Origin of the sequence: Halorubrum zhoui, assembly GCF_051194155.1 — an archaeon.
In the GTDB taxonomy this organism is placed as follows: Archaea; Halobacteriota; Halobacteria; order Halobacteriales; family Haloferacaceae; genus Halorubrum.
The window spans coordinates 53,306-75,000 of sequence record NZ_JBLZNJ010000007.1 but is presented as its reverse complement, the minus strand read 5'-3'; the positions used below and the strand labels follow the sequence as shown (position 1 = coordinate 75,000).

20 protein-coding genes are annotated in these 21,695 nt (G+C 67.8%); 11 read left to right on the top strand and 9 right to left on the bottom strand.

Annotated elements, in window-relative coordinates; all coding sequences use genetic code 11:
• Positions 1-3: 3 nt before the first annotated feature.
• Positions 4-1,128, bottom strand: coding sequence for a pyridoxal phosphate-dependent aminotransferase (locus ACNTAO_RS10975; RefSeq protein ID WP_435162145.1), 1,125 nt, complete (start codon positions 1,126-1,128; stop codon positions 4-6).
• Positions 1,129-1,264: 136 nt separating this feature from the next.
• Here ACNTAO_RS10975 and ACNTAO_RS10970 point away from each other — a divergent pair, with 136 nt between their 5' ends.
• From ACNTAO_RS10970 to ubaA, 3 genes are all read left to right on the top strand, one after another.
• Complete coding sequence (locus ACNTAO_RS10970) at positions 1,265-1,756, top strand: metal-dependent hydrolase (RefSeq protein WP_435162048.1); 492 nt, start codon at positions 1,265-1,267, stop codon at positions 1,754-1,756.
• Positions 1,757-2,585: 829 nt separating this feature from the next.
• Positions 2,586-3,176 carry a 50S ribosomal protein L15e gene (locus ACNTAO_RS10965; protein ID WP_435162047.1) on the top strand — a complete coding sequence of 197 codons (591 nt, stop codon included), beginning with the start codon at positions 2,586-2,588 and terminating at the stop codon, positions 3,174-3,176.
• A gap of 514 nt (positions 3,177-3,690) precedes the next feature.
• The gene (gene ubaA / locus ACNTAO_RS10960) at positions 3,691-4,503 is read left to right on the top strand and encodes an SAMP-activating enzyme E1 (RefSeq protein ID WP_435162046.1); all 813 of its coding nucleotides are present in this window, start codon (positions 3,691-3,693) and stop codon (positions 4,501-4,503) included.
• A 93-nt stretch (positions 4,504-4,596) separates the two neighbouring features.
• Here ubaA and ACNTAO_RS10955 read toward each other — a convergent pair whose 3' ends face one another.
• Complete coding sequence (locus ACNTAO_RS10955) at positions 4,597-5,670, bottom strand: aldo/keto reductase (protein ID WP_435162045.1); 1,074 nt, start codon at positions 5,668-5,670, stop codon at positions 4,597-4,599.
• A gap of 142 nt (positions 5,671-5,812) precedes the next feature.
• Here ACNTAO_RS10955 and ACNTAO_RS10950 point away from each other — a divergent pair, with 142 nt between their 5' ends.
• The 6 genes from ACNTAO_RS10950 to ACNTAO_RS10925 all read left to right on the top strand — a co-directional run bounded on the left by ACNTAO_RS10950 (position 5,813) and on the right by ACNTAO_RS10925 (position 11,688).
• A complete protein-coding gene (locus ACNTAO_RS10950; protein WP_435162044.1) occupies positions 5,813-6,793 on the top strand; it encodes an acyltransferase in 981 nt (326 codons plus the stop codon).
• Between the two features lie 10 nt (positions 6,794-6,803).
• Positions 6,804-7,598 carry an Nmad3 family putative nucleotide modification protein gene (locus tag ACNTAO_RS10945; RefSeq protein WP_435162043.1) on the top strand — a complete coding sequence of 265 codons (795 nt, stop codon included), beginning with the start codon at positions 6,804-6,806 and terminating at the stop codon, positions 7,596-7,598.
• Positions 7,599-7,839: 241 nt separating this feature from the next.
• Positions 7,840-8,793 (top strand): ABC transporter substrate-binding protein, encoded by a 954-nt coding sequence (locus ACNTAO_RS10940; protein WP_435162042.1) that lies wholly within the window; start codon positions 7,840-7,842, stop codon positions 8,791-8,793.
• Positions 8,794-8,796: 3 nt separating this feature from the next.
• Positions 8,797-9,642, top strand: coding sequence for an ABC transporter ATP-binding protein (locus ACNTAO_RS10935; protein ID WP_435162041.1), 846 nt, complete (start codon positions 8,797-8,799; stop codon positions 9,640-9,642).
• Entirely contained in the window at positions 9,639-10,943 is a 1,305-nt protein-coding gene (locus ACNTAO_RS10930) for an ABC transporter substrate-binding protein (RefSeq protein WP_435162040.1), read from the top strand. The genes ACNTAO_RS10935 and ACNTAO_RS10930 overlap by 4 nt, the downstream gene beginning before the upstream one ends.
• Positions 10,909-11,688 (top strand): ABC transporter permease, encoded by a 780-nt coding sequence (locus ACNTAO_RS10925; protein WP_435162039.1) that lies wholly within the window; start codon positions 10,909-10,911, stop codon positions 11,686-11,688. The genes ACNTAO_RS10930 and ACNTAO_RS10925 overlap by 35 nt, the downstream gene beginning before the upstream one ends.
• Positions 11,689-11,742: 54 nt before the next feature.
• Here ACNTAO_RS10925 and ACNTAO_RS10920 read toward each other — a convergent pair whose 3' ends face one another.
• The 5 genes from ACNTAO_RS10920 to ACNTAO_RS10900 all read right to left on the bottom strand — a co-directional run bounded on the left by ACNTAO_RS10920 (position 11,743) and on the right by ACNTAO_RS10900 (position 15,843).
• Positions 11,743-12,798: a CNNM domain-containing protein gene (locus ACNTAO_RS10920; RefSeq protein ID WP_435162144.1), complete on the bottom strand. Its 1,056-nt coding sequence runs from the start codon at positions 12,796-12,798 to the stop codon at positions 11,743-11,745.
• 129 nt (positions 12,799-12,927) lie between these two features.
• Positions 12,928-14,250 carry a histidine--tRNA ligase gene (gene hisS, locus ACNTAO_RS10915; protein ID WP_435162038.1) on the bottom strand — a complete coding sequence of 441 codons (1,323 nt, stop codon included), beginning with the start codon at positions 14,248-14,250 and terminating at the stop codon, positions 12,928-12,930.
• A gap of 58 nt (positions 14,251-14,308) precedes the next feature.
• Complete coding sequence (locus ACNTAO_RS10910; protein WP_435162037.1) at positions 14,309-14,764, bottom strand: ferritin-like domain-containing protein; 456 nt, start codon at positions 14,762-14,764, stop codon at positions 14,309-14,311.
• Between the two features lie 128 nt (positions 14,765-14,892).
• Positions 14,893-15,486: a DUF7411 family protein gene (locus ACNTAO_RS10905; protein ID WP_435162036.1), complete on the bottom strand. Its 594-nt coding sequence runs from the start codon at positions 15,484-15,486 to the stop codon at positions 14,893-14,895.
• Positions 15,487-15,843, bottom strand: coding sequence for a DNA-binding protein (locus ACNTAO_RS10900; protein WP_435162035.1), 357 nt, complete (start codon positions 15,841-15,843; stop codon positions 15,487-15,489).
• A gap of 120 nt (positions 15,844-15,963) precedes the next feature.
• Here ACNTAO_RS10900 and ACNTAO_RS10895 point away from each other — a divergent pair, with 120 nt between their 5' ends.
• Positions 15,964-17,073 carry a 60S ribosomal export protein NMD3 gene (locus ACNTAO_RS10895; protein WP_435162034.1) on the top strand — a complete coding sequence of 370 codons (1,110 nt, stop codon included), beginning with the start codon at positions 15,964-15,966 and terminating at the stop codon, positions 17,071-17,073.
• Between the two features lie 31 nt (positions 17,074-17,104).
• Here ACNTAO_RS10895 and ACNTAO_RS10890 read toward each other — a convergent pair whose 3' ends face one another.
• Both ACNTAO_RS10890 and ACNTAO_RS10885 read right to left on the bottom strand, forming a co-directional pair.
• On the bottom strand, positions 17,105-17,296 hold the full coding sequence (locus ACNTAO_RS10890; protein WP_435162033.1) for a DUF7317 family protein: 192 nt from the start codon (positions 17,294-17,296) through the stop codon (positions 17,105-17,107).
• Positions 17,297-17,609: 313 nt separating this feature from the next.
• A complete protein-coding gene (locus ACNTAO_RS10885) occupies positions 17,610-19,457 on the bottom strand; it encodes a helicase C-terminal domain-containing protein (protein WP_435162032.1) in 1,848 nt (615 codons plus the stop codon).
• Between the two features lie 110 nt (positions 19,458-19,567).
• Here ACNTAO_RS10885 and ACNTAO_RS10880 point away from each other — a divergent pair, with 110 nt between their 5' ends.
• Positions 19,568-21,622: an AMP-dependent synthetase/ligase gene (locus tag ACNTAO_RS10880; protein WP_435162031.1), complete on the top strand. Its 2,055-nt coding sequence runs from the start codon at positions 19,568-19,570 to the stop codon at positions 21,620-21,622.
• Positions 21,623-21,695 lie beyond the last annotated feature (73 nt).

Genomic DNA, 21,695 nt, shown 5'->3' with positions numbered 1-21,695 from the left:
CTCTCACTCGCTCGCGGTCGCCTTCGTCTCCGCGAAGTAGTCGGCGAGCCGCTCTGCGGCCTCGAGCGAGCGCGGCGTGACGAGCGCGAACCGGATCCAGTCGTCGCGGGCGGTCCCGAACGTCTCGCCGGGCATCCCGGCGACACCTGCCTCGTCTATCAACCGTTTGACGTTCTCCATGGTGCCGGGGAAGCCGTCGAAGCGCGCGAGGACGTAGAAGCCGCCGTCCGGTCGGGAGTACTCCGCGCCTGCGGCGTCGAGCGCGCCGGTGAACGCGTCGATGCGGTCCGCGAGCTGGTCGCGCGCCGTCTGGTAGTAGCTGGCGTCCGTCGAGCGCAGCGCCTCGGCGACGGCGTGTTGTGCCGGGCGCGAGCCGGCGACGTTCACCAGCATGTGACGGGTCTTCGCGGCGCGGACGTGGGGCTCCGGGAGGACGGTGTAGCCGACTCGAAACCCGGTTATCGCCATCGACTTCGAGAACCCGCTGGTGACGACGACGCGGTCGGAGTCGATCGCGAGCGCCGACTCGAACGTCCCGGAGAAGTCGAAGTGGTCGTACACCTCATCGACGAGCACGAGCGCGTCGACCGACGCGGCGATTTCGACGACCGCCCGTACCGCCTCGAGGTCGTAGACGGCCCCCGTCGGATTGTTCGGGGTGTTCAACACGATCAGCGCGGTCTCCGCGCTCGCGGCCTCTCTGACCGCCTCCACGTCAAGATCGCCGTCGCGTTCGGTCGGGACAAGCGTCGGCGTCCCGTCGAGGAGTGCGGTCTTGCCGAGGTAGTACGGATACACGGGGTCCATCAACAACACCTCGTCGCCGGCGTCGCGGTCGAGGGCTCTGGCCATCCCGAGGTAGTTCGCCTCACCCGTCCCGTTCGTGACGACGACGCGGTCTTCGTCTACGTTCCGACGGGCCGCGATCGCCTCTCGTAACGCCGGGATCCCCTCGCTCGGCGGGTACTGGAACTCTGCGGTCGGGAAGTCGGCGTACGCCGCGAGCGCCTCCCGTAGCGCGCCCGGCGGCTCCCAGTCCGGGTTCCCACTCACCATGTCGATGACGTCGCGGTCGGCGGCGGCCCCGTACTGCATTACGTGGAAAAACTTCGGCTCCTCGTACTCCATGTGACTCCCTGTGGTGGTGGTCACCTGGCTCTTTCGGCGCGGATCGAGCGTCTCGTTGTTCGTGAGCGTCTCGTTGTTCGTGAGCGTCTCGGCTGCGATCCGAGTCTTTTGAGTCGCGGGCTGGCGAGTCGGCAGTATGAACAAACGCGGCCACGTGTTGAACGCGGTGTTGCTCGCGCTCGGGCTGGGCGTCGTCTTGGAGCCGAGTCTCGACGTCGACACGGTCCGAAAGATCGCACAGATCGCCGTTCCGATCGTGTTGGGTGCGTTGTTTCCGGACGTCGACACCGCCTTCGGTCGGCACCGAAAGACCCTCCACAGCCTCCCCGTGTTGGGGGTGTTTCTCGCGTACCCGATCGTCTTCGACAACCTCCAGTTCGTCTGGGTCGGGGTGACGACGCACTACGTGCTCGACCTCGTCGGGAGCCGCCGCGGCATCGCGTTGTTTCACCCGCTCTCGGACACGGAGTACTCGCTGCCGTTCGGCGTTCCGGTGAGCAGCGACCGGGCCGACCTCGTGACGGTCGTCGTCACCGCCCTCGAGATCGCGGCGTTCTGGGCGTTCACCACGTACGTCGTCTCACTCGACGTCGACCTGGCAGCCGCTCGGGCCGGCCTCGGCCTCTAGCAGTACGCCTCGTGCTACCGACTCGCGTGCGCCTCGTCAGATCCCGTGGCGCGCGCCTCGTGGGTCGCCGAAGGCGTGCCCGCGAGCGCGCGCGAGGGATGAGCGAGGTGGCGAAGCCACCGAGCGAATCGGCTGGGGAGGGTGTGGCGAAGTAGTGCCCGGCTGTCGCGCGGTCGTCTTGGTCACGCGCACACCATACGCGTACGAGAGCGAATCGGCTGGGGAGGGTGTGGCGAAGTAGTACCCGGCTGTCGCGCGGTCGTCCCGGTCACACGGCCACTCCGAAATACATACCGAATCGGCCCCCGAAGCGTGTGACCACGACATCGCTGCGACATCCGGACACCAGTTGGACCACGTCCTCCCCAGCCGATTCGCTCGCATACGGGGGTAGCCGTGTGATCGAAATGACCGCGCCACACCCGGACACCAGTTGGACCACGTCCTCCCCAGCCGATTCACTCGTCGCCGCTGGCGACTCGCTCATCCCTCGCACGCGCCCGCGAGGCCGCCTGCGGCGACCTCGCGAGGCGCGCGCCACTGCAGTGTGGATGAGAGGTGTGCGTCACTGCAGTGTGGATGAGAGGTGTGCGTCACTGCAGTGTAGATGAGAGGTGTGCGTCACGGTGTCCCAACGGTTCGGTGTGTGATGACGGCTGGGCGTGCATCGAAGAACGAAGCGCTTATGATCGAACCGACACCAGTACGAGTAACTCGCTGGTGTGGACCGCCAGTGGGCACTCGCCGCCGGACGAGCGTGACACGCTCGCTCGGGACGAGACGACATGTGGCCGGGGACCGGCCGAATCGCAAGCGTCCGCAGGCACCCATGACACGAAGCTTCTACTCACACATCAAGCAGGCGTGGCAGTCCCCCAAGGAGGGGAAACTCGCAGAGCTCCAGTGGCAGCGCAAACAGGCGTGGCGCACCGAGGGCGCCATCGAGCGGATCGACCGTCCGACCCGCCTCGACAAGGCCCGCGAGCTGGGCTACAAGGCGAAACAGGGCGTGATCGTCGCCCGCGTGAGCGTCCGAAAGGGCGGGTCGCGCAAACAGCGCTTCACCGCGGGTCGCCGCTCGAAGCGCCAGGGCGTCAACCGCCTCTCGCGGCGGAAGTCCATCCAGCGCATCGCCGAAGAACGCGCCTCCAGAAAGTACCGCAACCTCCGCGTGCTCAACTCCTACTGGGTCGGCGAAGACGGCTCACAGAAGTGGCACGAAGTGATCCTCGTCGACCCCGCTCACCCCGCGATCGAAGCCGACGACGACCTCGCGTGGATCTGTGACGACGACCACAAGGGCCGGGCCTTCCGCGGGCTCACCTCCGCCGGCACCAAGGGCCGCGGCCAGCGGACCCGCGGCAAAGGCACCGAAAAGACCCGGCCGTCCGTCGGCAGCAGCGATCGGCAAGGGAAATAACGTCGACTCGCTGGGGTTTTTCACTCGTCCGTCCAACGCCAAGTCGACTCGACGGGCCGCAGTCACACAGCAGCCGTCCGCCCACAGCAGAGTCCGGACGGTCTCTCAGTGGGTGTGCAACGACGATTCTGCGACACTCGAGCACCACGTAGCCACGCCCTCCCCAGCCGATTCTGTACGTGCCTGGTGGTTCTGTAACGAACACGACTGCACGACACCCGGACACCGATTACCGCCACACCCTCCCCAGCCGATTCTGTACGTGCCTGGTGGTTCTGTAACGAACACGAGTTCGAGACACCCGGACACCGATTACCGCCACACCCTCCCCAGCCGATTCACTCGTCGCCTGCGGCGACTCGCTCATCCCTCGCACGCGCTCGCGAGGCCGCCTGCGGCGACCTCACGAGGCGCGCGCCACACGGTGTGAGTGAGAGGCGCGCGCCACTCCCGTGGGAGTTCACCGTGACTCGGCGGGGAAGTCGTTATACCGGTCGCGGGCGGACGCGAACGTATGTCACTCTCGCTCGACTCGACGCAGCTCGACCGCTACTCCAGACACATCATCATGGAGGAGGTCGGGCCGGACGGCCAGGCGCGCCTCCTCGAGAGTCGTGCGCTCGTTGTCGGCGCGGGCGGACTCGGCGCCCCGGTCATCCAGTACCTCGCGGCGGCCGGCGTCGGCGAGCTCACGATCGTCGACGACGACGTCGTCGAGCGCTCGAACCTCCAGCGACAGGTGATCCACGCCGACGCAGACGTCGGCGAGCCAAAGGTCGCGTCGGCGAGCGCGTTCGTCGAGCGACTCAACCCCGACGTGACCGTCGACGCCTGCGAGACGCGTCTCGACGTCGACGACGCTCCCGAGCTGATCGACGGCCACGACGTCGTCGTCGACTGCACCGACACCTTCCGGACCCGGTACGTCATCAACGACGCCGCCCGGCTCGCCGACGTACCGGTCGTCCACGGCGCGATCTACAAGTTCGAAGGACAGGCGACGACACTCGTCCCCGACGGCCCCTGTTACCGGTGTCTCTTTCCCGAGGCCCCCGAGCCCGGGACGGTCCCCGACTGTGCGACGACCGGCGTCCTCGGCGTGCTCCCCGGTACCCTCGGCTGTATCCAGGCGACCGAAGCGGTCAAGCTCCTGCTCGAGACCGGCGAGCCGCTCGTCGGCCGACTCCTGTTTTATGACGCGATGGACACGACCGTCGAGACGGTCCCATATCAGAAGAACCCGGCGTGTCCGGTGTGTGGCGACGACCCAATCGAGACGATTCGCGACGTCGACTACACCGACGGCTGTCGGATCGACGCGGATTGAACGAACCGCGTTGGGAGGCGACACCAACCGGGCGACACCAACCGGGCGAGATCAACCGAGCGACACCGATGACGCCCGAAAACCCACAGCGCCTCAGTACGAGGCGGCGCGCTTGTCGAGCCCGGCAGCGACGATGTCTTCGCCGTCGACGGAGGTGCGGAGCACGTCCATCCCGTCGTCGCGGTCGATCCCGAAGTTGTCGGCGTACAGCGCCTCGAGCCGGTCGTACTCGGCCTCGGAGAGCGCCGGAACGTCGCTCGCGGCACTCCAGGCGGCGATGTCGTCGGCGTCGCGGAACGTCGGCGTCACGGAGGCGACCTCGTCGTGAGCGAGCAGCCAGCGGATCGCCGCCTGCGCCATCGTCCGCGACCCCTCGGCGTGGTCGGGCGACTCGAGGAACCGAATCGCCTCGACCTTCTCCCATCCGGTCTCGTACCACTCTTTTGGCCGGTGTGCGCGGTGGTCGCCGTCTTCGAGGACCGTATCGGACGTCACCTGCTCGTTCAACAGCCCCGAAGAGTGCGGGACCCGCGCGATGACGGCGGTGTCAGAGCCGGTCTCGCGGATCGTGTCGATAAAGTGCCGGCCAGGCTCCTGTTCGAAGAGGTTGAACACGGTCTGGACCGCGTCGAACTCGTCGTACTCGACGGCCGCATCACCTTCGGCCAGCCACCCGATGGAGGGCCCGAGCGCCCACCCGAGCGCCCGAACCCGTCCCTCGGCTTTCCACTCGCGGAGGAGATCGCGCACCTCGGCGTCGACCTCGGCGACGTTCGCGTTGTGCAACTGGAGCACGTCGACGTAGTCGGTGCCGAGTCGGTCGAGTGAAGCCTCGAGCGCCTCTCGAAGGTACGACTCGGTGAGTTCTTTGGGCAGTTCGCCGTGGCCCGCCTGCGGGTTGTCGTAGAAGTCGTAGCCGATCTTCGTCGAGAGGGTGACGGCTTCCCGACGGCCGTCTATCGCCTCGCCGATGACCCGCTCGCTGTCGCCGTGGCCGTACACGTCGCCGGTGTCGATGTAGGTGACCCCGGCGTCGAGCGCGTCTCCGACCATCCCGACGGCCTGCGCCGTCGTGCGGTCGCCCCACCAGTCGGTGCCGACGACCCACGCGCCGAAGCCGATCTCAGACACTTCGACCCCCGAAGACCCGAGTTCCCGGTACTGCATAACCACTTGTTGCGCGCGCGCACACTTATCGGGCCCGGTCGGTCTCGGTCGATGGGGACCCGTCAACCGCCCACTCGACCGCCCTCGGGCACGGACTGTGCACAACCGAACCCATTTCACCCTGCCAGTCGAACGGCGGCCAATGACAAAGCGACACGTGTCCCTCCCCGAGGGGGCGGATGCGGCGGTACAGGGGTTCATCGACGAGGTGGACGCACGACTCGCGTCGGACGAGGACACCTGTGCCGTCGTTCGGGACACGCTTATCGACCTCCACGGCGACCGCGACCGCTACGAGGCCTGGCAAAACGGCGAGTCGGTCTCGAAAGCCGAGCGGGTCCGACTCCAGGGATACGACCCGTGTAACGCCACCGTCGAGTCGGAGTACTACGCCGAAAAAGACGAAGACCGCTTCCAGCGTTCGAAACACCTCCAGTGGCTCTGGCGGCAGTTCGACGCCACGCCTATGGCCGACAACGTCGAGTTTGCGCTGCGGTTCCGCCAGATGCTCGCGGAACACCTCTTTGCGTCCTGTGGCGACGACTGTCGCTTTTTCAAAGGCATCTCGGTCACCTACGGTCACAACATCGAGGTCGGCGACAACGTCGTGATCCACGACGACGTCCACCTCGACGACCGCGGCACGCTCACCATCGGCGACCGCGTCTCGCTCTCGGACGGCGTCCACGTCTACAGCCACGACCACGACCTGGTCGATCAGACCGCAGTGCGCACCTTTCACACCGTCATCGAAGACGACGCCCGCGTCACCTACGACGCGATGGTGCGGGCCGGCTGTCGGATCGGCGAGAACAGCGTCGTCGGTGCGCGCTCGGTCGTTCAAGGAGACGTCCCCGCTCACCACGTCGTCGTCGGCACCCCCGCACGGAGCGTGCGCGTCAAGCCCGGCTGGGAGTCGGTCGCCGACGAGTTAGAGGACGGCCGCCTCCCCGACCGCGACGACGACCGCGAGATCGAGTACGACCTCCCCGACGACCTCGAGCCGTTCGACGAGTTCGGCCGCGACCGAACCCCACCGACCGCGACGGACCCGAAGTCCACACCAGACCAGCCGTCCGAGTCGACCTCCAGCCACCCGCCCGAGTCGGCACCCGACCAGTAGCCCCGCCACCGTGGTTCGCGCCGTCGCCGTCAACGTCGCCGCCAACACGAACGAGCCGGGCTTCCGCGGCCCGGTGTACCCGGACGGCACCTTCGCGTACGTGCCGATCCCCGAGTCTGCGGCGACCCTCCCGCGCGACCGGTTTCCGACCGACGAGCCACTCCCGACGTACGACGACCTGTCGCTCTCGTTCGACGTGCCGGACGGCCTTCGGCCGACACCCGTCCACGCGGACCCCGAGTTTCCCGGCATCCACGGCCGCGAGAGTGCGACATACGGCGACCCCTACGCGGTGAAAGCCGGCCGGATCGCGACGCTCGCGCCCGGCGACTGGCTGCTCTTTTATGCCACCCTCACGCTCCGACCACACGACTGGCGTGGACCGGGCACGACGCGCGTCGGCGACGACGGCGCCGACGACCGTGGTGGCGAGTGGCTGTCCGAACGCGGGATCGCCGTCGACGACGACCTCGCACCCACGTGGGGCGCGTACCTCGTCGCCGCCATCCGCGTCGAGCAGGTGCTCGAGACCCCGACACGCGAGGCCGCCGCCGACCGCGTCCCCACCAACGCCCACCTCAAACGTGATCCCTTCGACGCACGCGTCGTCGTCGCCGGTGACCCGACCGAATCGGGGTGTCTCGACCGGGTCGTGCCGCTGAGTGACCCGAGCGCCGGCGCGACGGCGAACCGCATGGTGACCGCACTGTCGAGCGACTCCGGGAAGGGCCCGTGGTGGCGACGCCCGCTGGCGTTCGACGACGACGCGACCCGCACGCTGCTCGACCGTCTCGATCCCGCCTGAGGCAACGTCGCCGCCGTGTCACCGGGGTGCCGACAATTCTTGCGGCTAGCTCTGTCGACAGCGCGGTCGGTCGCGGCTGGCCACAGAACGGTGGCGTACTCCCGCCGGTTCGACGCTGCTGTGATTTTGAGCAGAGTGTCGAACGTGTTTGGTAGCCGCAACGCTTGCCCGAAGGTGGTTGCACCGCTCATGCTTGTTGGTTTCCGGGGGTATACGCTCCGAGACGCCCAACGAATGTTCGATGTCAGACCTGACCGTCTCTCACGAGTACTTCACGTGGAAACTGGTACAAGACGTGGCAGAAGAGAACGACTACTTCGAGAAGGAAGGAGTCGAGGCGGACCTCTCGTACTTCGCTCCCGGGACGCAGGACTTCGAGGGTGAGAACGCACAGGACGCCGACTGGTGGGATGACCTCGACGAAGAGGGTAGCACCCACGGCGTCTGCGAGTGGAACGCGGTTCAGGAGGCGTCTGAGACCGACCGCGACATCGTCGGCTCCTACAGCGAGTGGGACCGCGTCGTCTTCGTGCGGGCTACCGACGAGGCCGAGACCGTTGACGACCTCAAGGGTCGACCGATGGGGATCAACAAGTACGCCACCTCGTTCTACTCGATGCGGGAGATGCTGGAGACGGCGGGGTTCGATGACGACGACATCGTCCTTGAACACGTCGGTGAGGCCGAAGAGCGCTTCGACGCGGTCAAAGACGGCGAGGTCGACTCCATCGCGGTGTTGGAGCCGTTCGTCACGCTCGGTCGCTACGACGAGGAGCTGAAGGAAGTGTTCGAGGGGCCGTGCCGCGCCGCCATCACGACGCGCGAGCAGCCCGACCCAGAGAAGCTAGAGGGGTTCCTCACGGCACTGAATCACGCGGTCGCCGACATCAACGACGACCTCGAGGGATACACCGACCGATACGTCGAACTGCTCGAAACAGAGGCTGCGGACAAGCCGGCCTTCGACGACGTGAATTTCGAGCGGCTCCGCGAGGAGTTCGAGCTCCGCGAGTTCCTGCCCGTGCGCGCCCCCGACGAAGAACGGATCGACGCGACCACGACCTGGATGCGTGAGAAGGGGTTCGTCCCGGACGACGCCGACATCGGGACCGCAGAAGAGCTCGAAGACGAGGGTGTGCTCCCGAACGACGAGTCCGAATCCGAGACCGACGAGCCCGAGGCGACGGCCGACTGACCGATGTCGCTCGAGTCCCGCGCGACGACCGACGACAGTGGAGACGAGCCCGACGCTCGGTCCGGCGCTGCGTCCGTGGCCGATGTCAACGACGCGAACCACCGCGCCGACGACGCGGCCTCGATCGTCGCCGACGGCCTCACGAAGCGGTACGACGAGACGCTCGTCTTCGACGGGCTCGACCTCTCAGTCGACCCTGGCGAAGTTTGTTGTCTCCTCGGACCGTCCGGCTGCGGAAAGACGACGCTGTTGCACCTGCTCGCGGGACTCGAAGCCCCGACCGACGGCCGCGTCGAGATCGACGGCGAGGCGGTGACGGGCCCCGACTACCGGTGGGGCGTCGTCTTTCAGGACCCGCTCCTCTACCCGTGGCTCTCGGTGCGTGAGAACGCCGCGATCGGTCCGCGGCTCCGCGGCGAGGAACCCGACACCGAGCACGTCGACGAACTACTCGAACTTGTCGGGCTCGACGGCTTCGAGGCTGCAGACCCCGCAGATCTTTCCGGTGGGATGGCACAGCGCGCGTCACTCGCGCGGACGCTCGCAAACGAGCCGGAGGTGCTGCTCCTCGACGAGCCGTTCTCGGCGCTCGACCAGCTGACGAAGATGGAGCTACAGGACGAGCTGTTGCGGATCGTCGACGAGCTCGGCGTCACTACCGTGTTCGTCACGCACGACATCGACGAGGCGGTGTACCTCGGCGACCGCGTCGCGATCATGGGGCCGATCCCCGCGGGTATCGAACACGTCGAGCGGGTCGGCAGCGACACGCGCTCGCGAGACGACGAGGCGTTCCTCGCGGAGCGGACGGCGACCTTCGAACGCCTGGAGGCAGTTGGATTCGAATGACACACGACCATCACACGGACCACGGCGATATCGACCCCGACGTCGCTGCGAGCGTGAGAACGCTCGTCGGCGGCTCGGGCTGGCGTACCCCCTCAGAGAAAGCCCGCACGAGTGGGCTCTCCCGACGCGCGTTCATGAAGGAGTCTGGGCTCGCGTCGCTCGCGGCGGCTGGTGTCGGCGCTACTGCGGGGTGTCTCGGCGACAACAACGACGGCCCCCCGACTGCGGAGATCGGCTACCTGCCAATCACGGACGCAGCACCCTTGCTGACGGGGTACGCTAATGACCACTTCACAGACCACGGTGTCGACGCCGCAGAGCCGACGTTGTTCCGCGGCTGGTCGGACCTCGCGGAGGCGTTCCTCGCCGGCGAGGTCAACATTGCGCATTTCCTCATGCCGATGACCGTGTGGATGCGCTACGGCGACGAACTGGATGCGAACGTGCAGGTTGTCGCATGGGACCACACCGACGGTTCTGCGCTGACGGTCAGCCAAGACGTCGATGAGTGGTCGGACCTCGGCGGTGGCACCGTCGCTGTCCCATTCTGGTACTCGATCCACAACGTCATCCTCCAGCTCGGACTCCGTGCGGCCGGGCTCACACCCCGGACGGACTCGTCGGCCGAGGAGGTCGCCGCCGATGAGGTCAACCTCGTCGTGACGCCGCCGCCGGACATGCCTGCAGCGCTCGAGAACGGCTCTATCGAGGGATACATCGTCGCCGAGCCGTTCAACGCGATCGGCGAGCTGGAGGCTGGTGGGAAGGTCCTCCGATTCACTGGCGACGTCTGGCGTGAGCACGCCTGTTGTGTCGTCGTGATGCGTGAAGAGCTGGTGGAGGCACACCCCGAGTGGACGACTGACGTGATGAGCGGACTCGTCGACGCCCAGCAGTACCTCCGTGAGAACCGCTCTGCGGCCGCACAAACGCTCTCCTCTGAGGGGAGCGGCCTCCTCCCACAGGGCCCGGAGCCGATCGATCGCGCGCTCACCCACTACGACGAGCACGAGCCGTACCGCGAGTCGGGTGCGATCCAGAACGAGGGGTGGGACAGCGACCGCATCGGCTTCTATCCGTACCCGTACCCGTCGTACACGGAGGAGTTGGTGCGGCGTATGCGCGAGACGCGCGTGGAGGGAGAAGATGCCTTCCTCGACGAGTTGGACCCGAGCGAGGTCGCCGACAACCTCGTCGCGTACGACCCCGTTCGGACGGCGCTGGAAGCGGCCGGTGGACCGACAGTATTCGACGTTCCCGAGGACGATGGCTACGAAAGACGAGAAACGATACAGTTCTAAGCTGGTTGGGGACGCTGGCCGCCTGCTACCGGCGGTTGGGCTCCTCGGCGGCTTCGCTGTCTGGTGGGCGGTGACGGCGTTCGGCAGCGGTATCATCACGAACTTCGCGCCGGCGGCAGCGTTCACCGTCCTCTCGGAGTTGGTCGTCTCGACCGCATTCTACGACCACGTCCTCGTCAGTGTCTATCGGTTTGCGGTCGCGCTTGGGTTCTGTCTGATCGTCGGGCTTCCGGTGGGAGTCCTCGTCGGTTACTTCGAGACGGCCGAGCGCGCGACCACGGTGCTGTTCCAGTTCATGCGCATGATCTCGCCGCTTGCGTGGTTCCCCATCGCTATCATCGTCTTTGGCGTCGGGACTCAGTCGGCGGTGTTCGTGATGTTCGTGGCTGGGCTCTGGCCTATCGTATTGAACACGGCTCACGGCATCGCGACTATCGACGACGACTGGATCACGGTCGGCGAGTCGCTCGGCGGCGACACCCGCGCCTTGCTCCGCCGCGTTATCGTCCCTGCGGTGATCCCAGACATGCTGACGGGGATCCGCCTGTCGATCGGTATTCTTTGGATCATCCTCGTCCCCGCGGAGATGCTTGGAGTAAACACCGGATTGGGGTACCTGATCTTGGACGCCCGCGACCGGTTCGCCTACGCGGAGATCCCCGCGATCATGCTGGTCATCGGGTTCATTGGATTCTGGCTCGACCTCTCGGTTCGCCGACTCCACGCTCGGTGGAACTGGGGGTAGTCTCGCGTCTCGATTACTGCACGGGCCTACACGACAGCCGCCGGTCCGACGCGATCACGACCCGTCCGCATCGAGCGGGTCTTCGAGCTGCCCCATCACCGCCTCGAGCGCGTCGGTGGCGGTGACCAACCCGACGACAGTGCCGTCCTCGACCACGAGCGCCAGCTCCTGTGCCTGTGCTTGAAACTGGTCGTAGGCGTCGCTGACGCTCACCTCGGGAGAGAGCGTCATCGGCGGCGCGGCGATCTCGGTGAACGTCACGTCGCCGGCGGTGAGCGCTTCGAAGTTAGACACGATCGAGGGAGCGTACACGATCCCCTCGACGTCGCCGAGGTTGTCGCCGACGAGCGGGAACCGGCTGTGTGGGGTGCCGCGGATCCGGTCGAGGTTCGTCTCGACGGAGACGGCCGTCGACAGCGCGACGACGTCCGCCGCCGGCGTCGCGATCTCGGCGACGGGCCGCTCGTCGACGTCGAGGGCGTTCAACACCTCTTCGCGACGCTCCTCGGGGAGCTCGACGTCCTCCATCATCGATCCGAGCCGGGTCCGCAACTCGGCACGCGACTCTAGGACGTCCGTTTCGGTCTCGGTCCACGAGCCCGTCATCTCGACGCCGAACAGCCGGAGCGTCGCCTTCGCGACCCAGTCGCCGACGCGAATCAGCGGCGAGATGAGCCACGCGAACCAGTACAGCGGCCGGGCACCGTACGCGACGACCTGCTTCGAGCGCTCCACGCCGAGGTACGTCGGCGTCTGCTCGCCGTGAGTGAGGTGTGCCATGTTGATGAGCGCGAAGCCGAGCACCGAGCCAGCACCCGCAGACGCGAGCGCGGTGTTCGCGAACAACGGCTCGAACAACGCGGCGAGCCCGGGCTCTGCGACGACGCCGAGGGCGATGCTCGTCCCGGATATCCACACCTGACAGGTGGTCAGGTAGAACTCGAGGTCGTCAGTCATCTCCCAGGCGCGCTCTAGTGCCGGCGTGTCGATCTCCGAGGCCGGATACTGCCTGAGTCGCGTGAGGCCGAACTCCACGGCGACGAAGTACGCGTTGATCAGGATCAACAGGACCCCGGCGAGCACTCGAAGCCCGATCTCGATCGGGGACATTGCCACCACCAGCGGACGAACGATCGGGCTCGAAGCCGCAGCGAGCGTCAGCGTGGGTGCCATCGGATCGGGGTGTCGACGGCTCCGTAAAAAAAGCCGCGCCGGGCACGCCGTGTGCCCCCAGCAGCCTCACGCGAAGTCGTCGTACGTCGGCCGCCCGATCGCCGGCGGGAACGTCTCGACCGGGGCGGTCGTCTCCGCACCACTCGCCATGTCTTTGACCGTCACCTCGCCGTTTGCGAGGTCGCGCTCGCCCACGATCACGACAGTCTCGGCGTTGATCGAGTCGGCGTACCCGAGCTGTGCGCCGAACGACCGGTCGGCGACGTCGGTCTCGACGACGACCTCGTCGTCGATCGCCCGGAGGTCCTGGGCGATCCGCGCGGCCGTCTCGCGGGTGTCACCCACCGAGAGCACGTAGTAGTCCGTCGAGAGCGCCTCCTCGGGCCAGACGCCGGCACGCTGACACAACAACGCGAGCGTGGCGTGGCCAGGCGCGACGCCGACCGCCGGCGTCGGCTGCCCGCCGAAGCTCTCGATGAGGTCGTCGTAGCGGCCGCCACCGAAGACGGAGCGGGACACCGTGCCCGTCGAGTCGAAACACTCGAAGACGACCCCGGTGTAGTAATCGAGGCCGCGTGCGGTCGTGAGCGAAACCGTACAGTAGTCGCCCGCGCCGAAGTCGGCCGCGGCCGCGAGCACGTTCTGGAGGTTCACGACCGCGTCGGCGACGTCGTCGCCGCCGGCCGCAGCGACCGCGTCGAGGTCGTTGACGGTCTCGACGCCCGCGATCAGCTCGTCGAACTCGCGGGCGGTCGACCGCGAGAGCCCGGCGTCCGAGAGCAGCCCGAAGTACTCGCCTTCGTCGACTTTCGCCCGCTTGTCGACGGCGCGGATCGCGGCCGGCGTGTCGACGGCGTCGGGGTCGGCGGCGAGCGCCCGCACGAGCCCACCGAGGATGTCTCGGTGTGAGACCCGGAACTCGAAGTCGTCTGCGGTGAGCCCGAGGTCGGTGAGCGCGTCGGCGGCGACCGCGAGCACCTCGGCGTCGGCTTCGGGCGCCGCGGAGCCGAAGACGTCGATGTTCGTCTGGTAGAACTCGCGGAACCGACCCTGTTGGACCTGTTCGTAGCGCCAGAACGGCCGGGTCGAGACCCACTTGATCGGCTTCGAGAGTTCCTGACCGCGGGCGACGACCATCCGGGCGACCGTCGGCGTCAGCTCGGGGGTGAGCGCAACTTCCCGCCCGCCGTTGTCCTCGAAGGCGTACAGCTCGTCGACGATGGCCTCCCCGGACTTGTCGACGTACATCTCGGTCCGTTCGAGCGCGGGCGTCGCCACCTCCCGAAAGCCGTAGCGCGCCGCGGCTCGCTCGACCGTGTCGGTCACCTCCCGCCGAGCTGACTGCTCGCCGGGGTAGAAGTCGCGAAAGCCTTTGAGTCGATCGTACATGCACGGCGATTCGCCGAGCGCCCGCTTGAAACCATCCTTTCGGCGGCGTGTGGCCGCCTCAGTCGGCTCGGTACTCCTTCGCGAAGCCCCGGAACTCGGTTCGGTGGGCCTCCTCGTCGGAGAGCAACATCACGGCGAGGTCTTCGGTGACCGGGTCGCCGGCGTCGTCGGCGACGTCGACCAGTTCGCGGTAGGTCGCGATCGCGTCTTCTTCGGCGTCTAACACGCCCTCGATGACGGCCAACACGTCGGTCGAGTCCGCCGGCGGCTGCAGCGACTCCTGGCGGGCGACGAACTCCGCGGAGCCCGGCGGGCGCGCGTCGAGCTGCTTGAGCCGTTGGCCGAGCTGTTCGGCGTGCCCGAGCTCCTCTTGGATGTCTGCCTGAAGGCTCTCTTTGATTTCTTCGGCGCGGACGCCGTCGAGGACGATGGCGTTCGTCTGGTAGTTCATGACTGTTTCTAGCTCGTCCATGTACGCGGCCTGTAACAGGTCGACGACGCGGTCGGATGTCATACGTACACTTCGGCGGCCGGTGATAAAACACTACGCGGGCGTTCCGGCACGTCGGGAAGCCGCTGAACGCGTCCCACGAGACTGCTCGCGTGCACCGCAATCGGACTCGGGACGCTCGCTGGACGCGGTCAGTCGTTGCGGCCGCGCACGTACGTCTGGTCGTGTGCCGGAAAGACCTCCTCGATGGCCTCTACGCCGTGTGTGTCGGCGATGAGCGTCCGCAGCTCGTCCTCGTAGTCTGCTTTCGGCACCTCCTCGCTCGGCCCTTGTTCGACCTCGAAGGTCGCCTCGACGAGTCGGTCGACCGCGTGTCGGCCGAACCCGGACAGCGGCGAGAGGTAGTCGACGCCGTGGCGGTCTTCGAGGCTCTGTGCCTGCGCGCGCGAGACCGTCGGGACGCGGTCGTCGCGTCGGGTGCCGTCGGCGATCGCGTCGACGTCCCGGTCGGCGATCGTCTCGAGTGCGTGCTCGTGGACGCGCTGGATCCCGTTGCGTGGATAGCCGTCGGCGACCATCGTCGCGGCCGCCTCCGTGGCGACGTCCGGATCGAGGTCGACGCGGTCGAAGGGGAACCCGAGGGCGTCTGCGGCGCGCGCCGCGTGCTCCCAGTCGTCGGTGAGCCCGAAACTCCCGGTGACACACCGAACGTCGTAAAATCGGTCGAGTAAGACGGCAGCCAGCGAGGAGTCTTTCCCGCCACTGTACAGCAGCGCGAGCTCCATCTACCGCCGCCGGATGTCGAAGCTTTGTTGTTCGGGTTGCAGCTCCTTGAGCAGGTCGCGCATCTGGTCTTCGTCGATGCGTCCCTGGACGCGGCCGCTCTGGGCCAGCGACGCCACCTGTTGTTTCACCTGCTTTGCGAAGTCGGGCTTCGACATCTCGACGGCGTTGAGCCGCTGGCGGGCGCCGTCGGTGAGGTACTGTTTCAACACCGCCTCCTGTTGGGCCTCCGCGCGCTGTTGGGCCTCTTGGCGGGCCTCGGCGCCGGCATCGCCGTCGCCGCCGGCGCGGTCCTGGAGCTCCTGCAGCTTCTGTTCGCGCAGTTCTTCGAGTCGGTCGTCGTCTGGGCTCCCGCTCATAGAGACGCATTCACGGCCCGAGCGAAAAACGATTTCGGAGGCTCGTGCAGTCCAGCTGCCAGTCCGACCGCCCCGCGCCGGGTCGGGCCGCTTAAACGCGACACCGCCGTACGAGGTGGTATGAGCGAGTCGCGCGAGTTCTGCCCGCGGTGTGGCGACGCCGTCCCCGAGCGTCGCGACCCCCTCCCCGGCGAGCCGAGCGGCCGAGACGCGCTGTTGTGTGACGACTGTTACTTCGCGGACTTCTCGCTCGTCGACGCGCCCGACCGGATCGAGGTCCTCGTCTGTGCCGGCTGTGGCGCGGTTCACCGCGGCGACTCGTGGTGGGACGTGGGTGCGCGCGACTACACCGACGTCGCGGTCGACGAGGTCGCGGGCGCCCTCGGCGTCCACGTCGCGGCCGACGCCGTCGAGTGGGGCGTCGAGCCCGAGCAGGTCGACGAGAACACGATCCGGATGCACTGCCGGTTCTCGGGGGTGGTTCGCGGAACGCTTCGCGACGCCGAGGTGACCGTTCCGGTGAAGATCTCCCGCGGAACCTGTACGCGCTGTGGCCGGATCGCCGGCGGGTACTACGCCGGGGTCGTCCAGGTGCGTGCCGACGACCGCGAGCTCACCTCGACGGAGCGCACGCGAGCAGTCGAGATCGCCGAGTCCTACGTGGCCGATCAAGAGGCCGACGGCGACCGCGAGGCGTTCCTCACGGAGGTGAAACAGACGCCCGACGGGCCGAACGTGAAGCTCTCGACGAACCGACTGGCACAGAACGTCGCGACGCAGATCACGACGGAACTCGGCGGCAGCTACGAGTCGTATCCGACGCTCGTCACCGAGGACGGCGACGGCAACGAGGTGTATCGGGTGACGTTCGCGGTGCGGCTCCCGCGGTACGCCCCCGGTGAGATACTCGATCCGAACGACGGTGACGGCCCGGTGCTCGTCACCGGCGTCTCCGGGCGGCTGAGTGGCGTGCGGCTCGCGACCGGCGCGTCGTACGCGTCCTCGTTCGAGGCGGGGGCCGCGCCCGAGGCGACGCGGCTCGGGACGCGCGAGGACGCGAGTGAGACGACCGTCGTGACTGTCGAAGACGACCACGCGATCCAGGTGCTCGACCCGGAGACGTACGCGGCGCGCACGGTGCCGAATCCCTCGTTCGTCGACGCGGACGCGGAGACGGTGCTCGCGTTCAAACACGGCGACGCGGTACATCTCGTTCCGCCGGAGACGTAGGGACGGAACAGACTCCGATAAAAAGCGTGTGTTAGTCGGCGCGAGCAACCGGCTCGTTCGTGGCGGCCGTCGGGCGCTCGGCTTCGGGCACCTCGATGCCACGGCGTTCGAGCTGTCGGACGAACGACGCCTCGCTGAGTCCGGCCTGAGTTGCCGCCTGCGAGAGGGTGAGTGTCCGCGCACCGTACAGCGTCATCGCACTCGACAGCGCAGTCGATGTCATACCTCCCTCTTCCGCGTGAACGTTTATGAAGATTACTACTTCATTCAGGGGCCTCATACACCTTATACGGTATATATTGTCATTCGTTCTCGGCAGTGAGTGATGTGACATATATCCACACGCAGGTGGATCTCCCGGAACCACTATACTTCGGGCGATCTGAGGTCGGGCATGGACAGACAGCAGCTCATGGCCCTGTTCTTCGCGTTCCTCATGGTGAGTTCCATGCTCGCGTGGGGCATCAGCTTCCTGTGAGGCCGGGACGGCGAGTCGACGACGGCGTCGCGATGGTCGGCGCGCCGACCGTGGTCGATCACCCATCGCCCCAGACGTCGGAGAGCGGATGGTTCTCCCGGCGGTCGGCGTCGGCCTCAGAGCGCGTACGGCTCCCCGAGTGTGAACGAGACTCGGCACTCGGGCGTGTGCCGGTGGCATCTGTCGACCCTGACGCGCCGGTCCCAACCGTCCCGGCCGGGTCGGCGTCGATCGATGCGAGCGCCGCCGCCGGGTCGAACGGCGGGAGCGAGGGCGCCGTCATCGCGTCGACCTGGTCGCGAAACCACGACGGGGTGTCGGTCCGTGCGCGCTCGAACAGGTCGAGTACGGAGTCGTCCGCGAGGTACGTCGCGCCGTAGTCGTCCGGTGCGCGCACGACCCGTCCACACGCCTGAATGACGGTGCGCAACGCGACGCGATGGTACCACCCCCACTGGTCGTCCGCCAGCCGACGGGCGACCCGCGAGTCGTTCGTGTTGCGGTACGGCGCCTTACACACCACCTGCCAGCGGCAGGCGTCACCGGCGAGGTCGAGCGCCTCCTCCATCTTCACCGAGACGAACACCGACGGCTCGGGGCTCGCCTTCCACGCGTCGAGTTCTGCGTCGCGGTTTGCCCGTGTGTGATGTCTGACGCGCGCGCCGACGCCGAAATCGGCCAGCCGGTCGACGAGTCGCTCGGCGATGTCGTACGAGTGTGCGTGTATCAATCCCTTCTCGTCCGGGTGGTGTGTCATCAGCCGGACGATCAGGCGTGCGATCTTCGGGATCGTCTCGTCGCGGTGCTCGTACGTCATCGACCCCTGGGTGACGTCGTACAGCCGGCGGTGCTCGAGCGGGAAGGTGTGTTCGACGTCGACGAGCGCGACCCGTGATGGGTCGAGTCCGACGCCGCGACAGAACGCCGACTTCGACAGGATCGTCGCCGACAGCAGCGCGAAGCGCTCGCCGCGGTCCCAGACGGTGTGTCTGAGGTAGCGAGCCGGATCGAGCGGCTTGATCGCGATCGGCCCACCGCCGTCGCCCGCCCCGGGCGACTGGTCGACGACCCACGTCGTCGGCGACGTCCGGTCGCGGTAGTCCTCAAGGAACCAGCGCAGTTCGCCGATCAGCTCCTGGAGTCGGTCACGGCGAGCGACCGCCTCCGGCGTGAGTTCCGGCTGCCCCGTGAGCTCGTCTTTCGCACGGGTCGCGACGCCGACGAGCGTCTCGACGAAGCGCGCGGTGCGGTCGAGCGCGTCCTCGTCTGCGGCCGCGTCTCGCTCGACGTCGGGCACGCCCACGTCGTCCCAGACGGGCACCCGCTCGGGGGTGAGCTCGATGGTGGCGTACATCTCGGCCCACTCGGCGAGTCCGTGCGCCTCGTCTATCACGACGACGTCGCGTTTGCGAAACAGCTCGGAGCCGGCCGTGCGCATAAAATACGCGAGCGTCATCGCCGCGTATCGCCCGCCCGAGGCGATCGCCCGGTCTGAAAAGTACGGACAGCGGTGTTCGATAGCGCAGTCGAACCCCTGCTCGCGAGCGCAGGGAGCGCGATCGACCGGCGTGTCGTGTTCACCCGGGAGGATGCAGTCGTAGTTCGACTTCCCGCGAATGATCCGGAGGTCGTTGAGCAGCTCGTCGCCTTCGACGTCGTCGAGCTGTGACACCTGTGGCGTCGTGTAGTACGCGCCGGTCGGATCGCTCGGTGTGGCCTCCCCGGCGGTCCGGGCCGCGCCCATCACGGCGCGCGCGAGCAGCGACTTGCCGCTGCCGGTCGGCGCGCGAACCAAGACGACCTCGTTGCCGGCGGCGAAGGCGTCACGGATGTCGGCGACTGCCTGCGCCTGTGCGCCGCGAAAGCTCGGCGCCGGGAACGCGTCTGGAATCCGGTCGGGGTCCACACGACTCCCTGGTGCGCTCTCCGAATTAAACCCTCGGAGGTCGGTGGGTCGCCGGCGGCGTACCTCACGCCACCGAATCGGTTATGTGCGTCGCGCGGCTCCTCGCCGGTGTGTCCTCCGGAGAGACGGGCCCGACGGTGTCGCCGGCGGTGCGCGAGGAGACCCTCCCGCAGCTGCTCGAGCGCGTCGCCGCCGACGCCCCTGACCGCGTCGCCCAGCGGTACAAAGGCGACGTCTACGACCGGTCGCTCGTCGACGCAGGCGTCGTCGATCCCGCCCCGGCCGGTGCGTACGCGTCGCTCACCTACGCGGACCTCCGCCACGTCGTCCGTCGACTCGCGGCTGGGCTTCGGGCGCTTGGGCTCGACCCGGGAGACCGGGTCGCCATCGTGGCCGAGACTCGCATGGAGTGGGCACACGTCGACTTCGCGACGCTCGCCGCGGGCGGCGTCGTCACGGCGGCGTACCCCGGCAGCTCGCCCGACCGGCTGGGCGCGCTCCTCGCAGACGCCGACCCGACACTCGTCGTCGTGGGGGGCACAGCCGAAGTCGACGCACTCGAGACGCTCGGCGACGACGTCGTGACCGACGACGAGCGACACCCCGCGGTCGACGACGCGACCGGCCCCACGGCCGTGGTGACGATGGACGCGGTCGCCGAGACGGGCCCGCTCGGTGTGCGCGCTGACGTCGATCTCAACGGTGACGCCGATCCCAACGGTGACGCCGATCCCGACGTCGACGTCTACACGCTCGGCGACGTGTACGAACGGGGCGAGAGGCGGTTCGACGCCGACCGGTATCGAGCGTGGGTCGAGGCGGTCGCTCCCGACGACCTCGCGAGTCTCGTCTACACCTCGGGGACGACCGGCCGACCGAAGGGCGTCCGGCTCACCCACGCCGCGTTCCGCGCGAACGTCGCGCAGTGTCTCGACCGTCTCGGCGGCGACGCGAACGACGACGGTCTCGACGCGGACTCGACGGCACTGTCGGTCCTCCCACTCACGCATGTCTTCGAGCGGACGATGGGCCACTACCTCGTGTTTGGCGCCGGCGGCACGGTCGCGTACGCGGAGGGGCCGAAGACGCTGGCAGCGGACCTCTCACTCGTGCAGCCGACGATGGCTTCGGGCGTCCCACGAATCTACGAGAAGCTGTTCGCCGGGCTCGTTGACCCCGACGCAGAGGCGGCGACACGGGCGGCGTTCGGCGGGACCATCGACTGGCTCGTCTCCGGTGGCGGGGCGCTCTCGCCCTCGTTGTGTGCGGCGTACCACGAGGCCGGCGTCCCGATCCTCGAGGGGTACGGGCTCACCGAGACCGCGCCGGTCGTGAGCGTGAACGCGCCGAGGGACCCCGCCGTCGGAACGATCGGCCCCCCGGTCGCGGACACCCAGATCGCGATCGACGAGCGGGTCGGCGACGGCGTCGAGGCGCGTACGCGCGGCAGCGACGACGCGCACGGAGGCAGCGGACGCGACAGCGACCCGGTCGGCGACCGCGACGACGAGCCGGTCGGTGAACTCCTCGTCCGCGGCCCCCAGGTGACCGACGGCTACTGGAATCGACCGGACGCCACGCGGGAGGCGTTCTCGTCGCCGGCGTCGCTTCCGGACCTCGTCACGGTCGGGCCGTCGCCGGCGACGTGGGGCGGCGATCCGGACGAACCGTGGTTTCACACCGGCGACGTGGTGCGGCTCCGCGTCGACGGCCACCTCGTCTTTCACGAACGGAAAAAGCGTCTCCTCGTCCTCTCGACGGGCGAGAACGTCGCGCCGAGACGCATCGAGACGCGGCTCACCGACGACCCGCTCGTGGACCAGTGTGTCGTGCTCGGCGACGACCGACGGTTCGTCTCGGCGCTCGTCGTCCCCGACCTCGACGCCGCGACGCGGTGGGCCACAGACGCCGGCGTCGACCTGCCGACCGACCGACCGGCAGCGAGTCGGGACCCCCGGCTGCGTGAACGGCTCGCGGCCGCCGTCGAGACGGCCAACGACGACCTCGAATCCGTCGAGCGCGTGAAGCGGTTCCGCGTGCTCCCGACGCGGCTCACCCAAGAGAACGGACTGCTCACTCCGACGCTGAAACAAAAGCGCGAGGTGATACGCGACCGATTCGACGACGCGATCGAGTCGATGTACGCGCCGTCGACCCACGACTGACGTCGCGGGCGTCCGCCTCGAGCACGCGGGCGGAGGCGACGGTCAGCCGTCCGCGACGACCACGTCGGTGTGG